6 protein-coding genes and 1 pseudogene are annotated in these 6,814 nt (G+C 74.3%); 3 read left to right on the top strand and 4 right to left on the bottom strand.

Annotated features, from left to right (window positions below):
* From AB0K43_RS26105 to AB0K43_RS26090, 4 genes and pseudogenes are all read right to left on the bottom strand, one after another.
* Positions 1–647: pseudogene (locus tag AB0K43_RS26105) on the bottom strand (hypothetical protein); the annotation flags it as partial.
* A 303-nt stretch (positions 648–950) separates the two neighbouring features.
* Complete coding sequence (locus tag AB0K43_RS26100) at positions 951–1,412, bottom strand: DUF6113 family protein (RefSeq protein ID WP_363643815.1); 462 nt, start codon at positions 1,410–1,412, stop codon at positions 951–953.
* Positions 1,409–2,308: an N-acetyl-1-D-myo-inositol-2-amino-2-deoxy-alpha-D-glucopyranoside deacetylase gene (gene mshB, locus AB0K43_RS26095; RefSeq protein ID WP_363643813.1), complete on the bottom strand. Its 900-nt coding sequence runs from the start codon at positions 2,306–2,308 to the stop codon at positions 1,409–1,411. The genes AB0K43_RS26100 and mshB overlap by 4 nt, the downstream gene beginning before the upstream one ends.
* Positions 2,309–2,337: 29 nt before the next feature.
* Positions 2,338–2,532: a DUF2304 domain-containing protein gene (locus AB0K43_RS26090; RefSeq protein WP_350637818.1), complete on the bottom strand. Its 195-nt coding sequence runs from the start codon at positions 2,530–2,532 to the stop codon at positions 2,338–2,340.
* Positions 2,533–2,835: 303 nt separating this feature from the next.
* On the opposite strand from AB0K43_RS26090, the gene AB0K43_RS26085 reads away from it, so the two are divergent.
* The 3 genes from AB0K43_RS26085 (at position 2,836) to AB0K43_RS26075 (ending at position 6,810) form a co-directional block, all read left to right on the top strand.
* Positions 2,836–4,956 carry an alpha/beta fold hydrolase gene (locus AB0K43_RS26085; RefSeq protein ID WP_363643810.1) on the top strand — a complete coding sequence of 707 codons (2,121 nt, stop codon included), beginning with the start codon at positions 2,836–2,838 and terminating at the stop codon, positions 4,954–4,956.
* A gap of 163 nt (positions 4,957–5,119) precedes the next feature.
* Entirely contained in the window at positions 5,120–6,091 is a 972-nt protein-coding gene (locus tag AB0K43_RS26080) for an ABC transporter ATP-binding protein (RefSeq protein WP_363643808.1), read from the top strand.
* On the top strand, positions 6,088–6,810 hold the full coding sequence (locus AB0K43_RS26075) for an ABC transporter permease (protein ID WP_363643806.1): 723 nt from the start codon (positions 6,088–6,090) through the stop codon (positions 6,808–6,810). The genes AB0K43_RS26080 and AB0K43_RS26075 overlap by 4 nt, the downstream gene beginning before the upstream one ends.
* The last annotated feature ends 4 nt before the right edge of the window (positions 6,811–6,814 follow it).

Below are 6,814 nucleotides of genomic sequence, written 5' to 3'. Positions count from 1 at the left end.
AGCAGCCTGGACCTGGTGTCAAGTTTTCTATACACGACTTCGGGACCGACGGACCCCAACAGGCTGCAACCGGCCTCTTTCTGTGCGCCGCGGCCCACCGGTGCGCCCGCTCCGGCCGCCACGGGAGCGGGGGCGCCCTTCTGCCGGGGCTTGAACCACTCGCCGGTCGACTCGGCCTCACTGGTCGCGCCGGGCGCCGGGGCGGCACCGGCCGCGGGGCGGTCCTGCCACTCCGGCGGCAGGTTCGGCGCCGAGCCGGCCCGGGCGCCCGAGTCCATCACGCCGAGCACCGGCGAGGAGCCGGCGTCCGAACGGTGCCGGGCACCGGGCGGCTGCCCCGCGGGGGCGGCCTCCGGCTCGGCGGGGCCGTCCTCGTTCTTGACCGGGGAGCGCACCACCACCGGCGGGATCGGCCGGGACCCGGGGATGTTGATCCGCACCCGGGTGGTCAGCGTGGTCTCGGTCTTCGGCAGGTCGTCGTCCGCCGGCAGCTCGGGTGCCGCGGCGGGCTGCCCGGCCTGGCTGAACTGGTCGGCGCCGAAGCCGCCGGGCACACCCGTGCCGTACGGCGGGGTGCCCGACGGATAGGCGTCCGGGCCCGTACGGCGGGGCTGCGGGTTCGCGCTGTCAGATTCGCGGCTGCTCAATGCTGCTCTGCTCCGGGTTCGCGCTCGGGCCTGGGGCGCCGACCGCGGGTTGTGGGGTGTCCGCCCTGTCGTACGGCGTCTGCCGCCGCGCGAGGGAGCGGAGCGACCCCTCCGACACCAGCTTGTTCACGTGTGGGCTGCGGCGGTGGCACCGGGCCACCGCGGGAATGGGGTCGAAGGTACCTTCCCGACCGGCCTCCGGAGGCACCGGGGGCCGCTGCCGCGGGACCACCTTACTGGGAAGTGGCACCCGGCGACCTGGATCGGATAGAACCCGATACGTCCGAATCCTCCGGTATGAGACTACGGGCGGGGCGCCCTGACTGCCCGTTGCCCGTCGGTCCGCGGCACTCCGAAGCCGTAGCCCGACCTGGTCGGCAGGGTCGCGCAGATCACGCCGCCGACCGAGCCGAGGAAGAGGTAGAGGTAGGAGGTCACCGCCGTGGAGATGACCAGATCGCCCTCCGGGCGCGGGGTCATCAGCACCAGCAGCACGGCGAACCAGCCGGCCATCGGGATGCCCGCGCCCAGCTTGGTGCCGGTCAGCCGGAGCCCGCCGTAGAACACCGCCAGGGTCGCGGCCAGCGCCAGCAGCAGCCCTGCCGGCGGCCACAAGGCCTGCACAAACGCTCCGCACAGCGACACCAGTGCGCCGAGCACGAACAGCAGCACGTAGGCGGCCAGGCGCCCGCCGCGCGGCGGCATCGGCTCGGCCAGCCGCTCGGCCCGGCTGCCCAGCAGGGCCCGTACGTATCGCCTGATCACCGCTGCTCCTCCTGCTCGATGCCGGCGAACAGGTCGCTCTCCGGCCGCTCTCCGGCGAGCTCCCCGTGGGCCAGCTGGTAGTACTCGGTCGCGATCAGCGGCTGCCCGAGGTTGTTGCTGAGGGCGAAGAACGGGCCGTCCACGGTGATCTGGGTGGCGTGCGCCCGCATCGCGGCCGCCTTCGCCCCGGCGTACGCCGTCCCGTCCAGCACGGTGGTCACCACCCCGTCCGCCACCACCCCGGGCACGTCGCCGACCTGCGCGACCCCGGGGAAGGCGGCCTTGGCGGCGGCGTCCCGCAGGCCCTGCTCGATCACCGAGCGCGGCATCCGGGCGTAGTAGACCTTGACGATCCGCCAGGCCGGGCCGAGCTCGGGCCGGAACTCCGGGTCGGCCGCCAGCTCGAAGGCGCGCACCGCCACCCGGTGCGCCTGGATGTGGTCCGGGTGCCCGTAGCCGCCCCGCTCGTCGTAGGTGACCAGGACCTGCGGCCGCAGCTCGCGGACCACCGCGGCCAGCCGGCCGGCGGCCTCGTCCACGTCGGCCTGCCAGAAGCAGGCCGGGTCCTCGTTCTCGGCCACGCCCATCATCCCGGAGTCCCGGTACCGGCCGGGGCCGCCGAGGAAGCGGAAGTCGGTGACCCCGAGCTCGCGCATCGCGGCGGCCAGCTCGCCGATCCGGTACTCGCCGAGGGTGCCCTCCCGGTCGGCGGTCAGGTGGGCCAGCTCGGGCCCGATCACCTCACCGCCCTCGCCGAGGGTGCAGGTCACCAGCGTGACCTGGGCACCCTCGGCGGCGTAGCGCGCCATGGTGGCGCCCGAGACGATCGACTCGTCGTCGGGGTGGGCGTGCACCAGCAGCAGGCGTCGCGATGGCTGGTCGTCGGCAGCGGTCATGCCCGGCAGCCTATCGAGCAGGGGCGCGGTCAGAGTTTCAGGCCATTGATCATCCCTGCGACGTTGGTGGTCACCTGCTGGATCGAGGGCGCGATCGAGCTGGAGGCCAGGTAGAAGCCGAGCAGCGCACAGATGATCGCGTGCACCGGCTTCAGACCGGACCGGCGGATCAGCAGCCAGACGACGACCAGCATCAGGACGGCGGCGGAGATGGACAAAGCCATGACGGCTCACACCCCTTCTCGGGTGCGCCGCCCGCGGGCGGGGCGGCGGTCGGGACCTGCGGGGACCTGCGGTCGCTCCGGAGCCGGTGGGAACAGGACGTTCCGGATCCGGATCGATGGGACAACACATACCCGATCGGTGAGCGCGGCATGACGTTCCGTGAGCGCGGCCCGGGCGGCGAGCCGCCGGGCGGGCCGCTCCCGGGCCCGGCGCCGCAGGGGGCGGGAGCCCGTTCGGACCGGCCGCGGCCGGCTGCGCCGAACGAGTGATCACCGCGGCGCCAGCGCATAGGGTCTGGTGCCATGACCACCGAGAACCCCGCGGACACCTTCCCCCGGCAGTACGCGCGCACCCTGCGCTACACCGTCGGCGCGCCCCGCTCCTTCGCCGTCGCACCCGACGGCTCCCGGGTCGTCTTCCTCCGGTCCGGCCCCGGCACCGGCCGGGCCAACCTGCTCTGGACGGTGGACACCGCCACCGGCCGGGAGCAGGTCGCCGCCGACCCGGCCGCCCTGCTCGGGGGCGGCGAGGAGCACCTCTCGCCGGCCGAGAAGGCCCGCCGCGAACGCAGCCGCGAGGGCTCGGCCGGCATCGTCGGGTACGCGCTGGACGGCGCCGCCGAGCTCGCCGCCTTCGCCCTCTCCGGCCGGCTGTTCGCCGCCGACCTCACCGCCGGCAGGGCCCGCGAGCTCCCGGCGGCCGGGTCGCTGCTCGACCCGCGGCCCTCACCCGACGGCGCGTACGTGGCCTACGCCACCACCACCGGCGAGCTGCGGATCACCCGCACCGACGGCGCCGACGACCGGGCGCTGGCCACCCCGGAGCGGGCGGGCGTGACCTGGGGCCAGGCCGAGTTCATCGCCCAGGAGGAGATGGACCGCGACCGCGGCCACTGGTGGTCCCCCGACAGCGACCGGCTGCTCGCCGCGCGGGCCGACGACGCGCCCGTGCAGCGCTGGTGGATCGCCGACCCGGCCAACCCGGCCACCGTGCCCACCGAGGTCGCCTACCCGGCGGCCGGCACCCCCAACGCCGAGGTCGGCCTGTGGCTGATCGACCTGGACGGCGGGCGCACCGAGGTCCGCTGGGACCGCGAGGCCTTCCCGTACCTGGCCCGGGTGCACTGGTCGGCCGGCGGGCCGCCGCTGCTCCTGGTGCAGGCCCGTGACCAGCGCAGCCAGCAGATCCGGACCGTCGACCCGGCCACCGGCGCCACCGAGCTGCTGCTGGCCGAGCAGGACGAGGTCTGGCTCGACCTCTTCCCCGGCGTCCCGGCCTGGACCCCGGACGGCCGGCTGGTCCGGATCGCCGACGACGGCGGGGTGCGCGCCCTGGTGGTCGGCGACCGGACCGTCACCGACTCCGGCCTGCACCTGCGCTCGGTCTTCGGGATCACCGACGAGGCCGTGCTGTTCAGCGCCGGCGCGGGCGCCACCGACCAGGAGCTGCCGCCCGGCTGGCAGGGCCTGTTCCGGGCCGACCGAGGCGGTGTCCGGCCGTTCGCGCCGAACGGCGACGGAGCCGCCTCGGCCGTGCACGGCGGCGGCGTCACGGTGCTCGCCACCAGCTCGGCCGAGCGCCCCGGCGCGGCCGTCCGGGTGCTGCGCGGCGACCAGGAGCTGGCCACCATCGCCTCGTACGCCGAGACGCCGCTGCTCACCGCCCGCCCGGTGTTCCGCTTCGCCGGCGCGCGCCGGATCCCGGCCGCGGTCCTGCTGCCCACCGGGTACGAGGCCAAGCGGGACGGGCGGCTGCCGGTGCTGATGGACCCGTACGGCGGGCCGCACGGCCAGCGGGTGGTCCAGGCGCACAACCCGCACCTGACCTCGCAGTGGTTCGCCGACCAGGGCTTCGCGGTGGTCGTCGCGGACGGGCGCGGCACCCCCGGGCGCAGCCCGGCCTGGGAGAAGGCGATCGCCTTCGACCTGGCCGAGGTCACCCTGGACGACCAGGTGGAGGCGCTGCGGGCGCTGGCCGAGGAGTTCCCGCTGGACCTCGACCGGGTGGCGATCCGGGGCTGGTCCTACGGCGGCTACCTGGCGGCGCTCGCCGTGCTGCGCCGCCCGGACGTGTTCCACGCGGCGGTCTCCGGTGCGCCCGTGACCGACTGGCAGCTGTACGACACCCACTACACCGAGCGTTACCTGGGCCACCCGGCCGAGCGGCCGCAGGTGTACCGGGCCAACTCGCTGATCGAGGACGCGCCGAAGCTGGAGCGGCCGCTGATGATCGTGCACGGGCTGGCCGACGACAACGTGGTCGCCGCGCACACCCTGCGGCTGTCCTCCGCCCTGCTGGCGGCCGGGCGCCAGCACACCGTGCTGCCGCTCTCCGGCGTCACCCACATGACGCCGCAGGAGCAGGTCGCGGAGAACCTGCTGCTGCTCCAGGTGGACTTCCTGAAGCAGTCGCTCGCCCGCTGAGCAGCCGCTCCTCGACGGCCGGGACCCGCCCGCGGGTCCCGGCCGTACCCATGACATCCGTCATGCCGAGGACACGACGGCGCACACTGACCGCGGATCCGCGTTCCGAGGAGTCTTGAGGAGTCAGGCCGACCAGCGGCCGAGTCGGAGAGGACCGGGACGGATGAGCACGGTGGCACGGACACCCGGGGGCGAGGTCGCCGCCTTCCGGGACGTGAGCAAGAGCTACGGCCGGGTCCGGGCGGTGAACGGCCTCGACCTGGTGCTGCGGCCGGGGGAGACGGTGGCGCTGCTCGGGCCGAACGGCGCCGGCAAGTCCAGCAGCCTGGACCTGCTGCTCGGCCTGCGCGACCCCGACCGGGGCAGCGTCTCGCTGTTCGGCGGCAGCCCCCGGGCGGCCGTGGCGGCCGGCCGGGTCGGCGCGATGCTGCAGAGCGGCGGGCTGATGGCCGACGTCAAGGTCCGCGAGCTGGTGACGTTCGCCTGCGCCGTGCACCCGCGCGGCCACCGGGTGGACCGGGTGCTGAGCGACGCGGGCATCACGGAGCTGGCCGAGCGCAGGGTCGACAAGCTCTCCGGCGGCCAGGAGCAGCGGGTCAGGTTCGCGCTGGCGATCGCCGGCGCCAACGACCTGATCGTGCTGGACGAGCCGACCACCGGCATGGACGTCTCCGTCCGGCAGGCCTTCTGGGCCTCGATGCGGGCGCAGGCCGCCGAGGGCCGCACGGTGCTGTTCGCCACCCACTACCTGGAGGAGGCGGACTCGATCGCCGACCGGGTGCTGGTGCTGCACCGGGGCCGGCTGATCGCGGACGGCACCTCGGCCGAGATCAAGGCGAAGGCCGGCGCGCGCCGGATCGGCTTCGAACTGCACCCCGAGGACGGCGCGTTCGAGGAGGCGGTGCTGCGGGCGCTGCCGGGCACCGTGGGGCTGGACGTCACCGGCCAGCCGGGCGGCGTGCGGACGGTGCGGATCCGCTCCACCGACGCGGACGCGGGTGTGGCCGGGCTCTACCGGGCCGGCCTGTACCCCCGCGGGCTGGAGGTCACCAGCCTGGGCCTGGAGCAGGCCTTCCTGACCATCACGGGTGAGAAGGACGCCCAGGACGACGCCCTCGAGGAGAGCACGCGATGACCACCCTGATCCAGCTGGAGATCATGCGCACCCTGCGCAACAAGCGGTACCTGATGTTCACGCTGCTCTACCCGGCGCTGCTGTACGTCTTCTTCATCAACGCCTACAGCGGCGGCGAGGTGGCCGGCGGGATCCCCGCCAAGTCCTACTTCATGGTCTCGATGGCCACCTTCGGTGCGGTCGGCGCGGTGCTCACCGGCTCCGCGCAGAAGATCTCGCTGGAGCGCAAGAGCGGCTGGGTGCGCCAGCTGCGGCTGACCGCGCTGCCCGGCCGGGCCTACACCGTGGGCAAGATCGCGGCTTGCGCCGTGACCACGCTCCCGGCGATCGGGGTGGTCTTCGCGATCGGCGCGATCGAGGGCGTCCGGCTGCCCGCCGGGCAGTGGCTGGGGCTGGCCCTGGCGCTGTGGCTCGGCAGCTTCGTCTTCGCCGCGCTGGGTGTCGCGCTCGGCTACGCGGCCGAGCCGGACGCGGTGCAGCCGATCGTGATGATCGTCTACATGCTGATGGCGCTGTTCGGCGGCACCTGGTTCCCGGTCTCCGACTCGCTGAAGAGCTTCGCCCGCTTCAACCCGGTGTACCTGTACAACCAGCTGGCCTCCTTCACCCGGCCCGGGCACGGGCTGGACACCGTCGCGGTGGCCGGTCTGGCCGGGTTCCTGGCCGTGTTCGTCGCCGCCGCGGCCTACCTGTACCGCAAGGACGGCAAGGCGGCATGATGGC

This window comes from Kitasatospora sp. NPDC049258 (assembly GCF_040678895.1).
GTDB lineage: Bacteria > Actinomycetota > Actinomycetes > Streptomycetales > Streptomycetaceae > Kitasatospora.
This window is presented reverse-complemented; position numbering and strand designations above follow the sequence as displayed.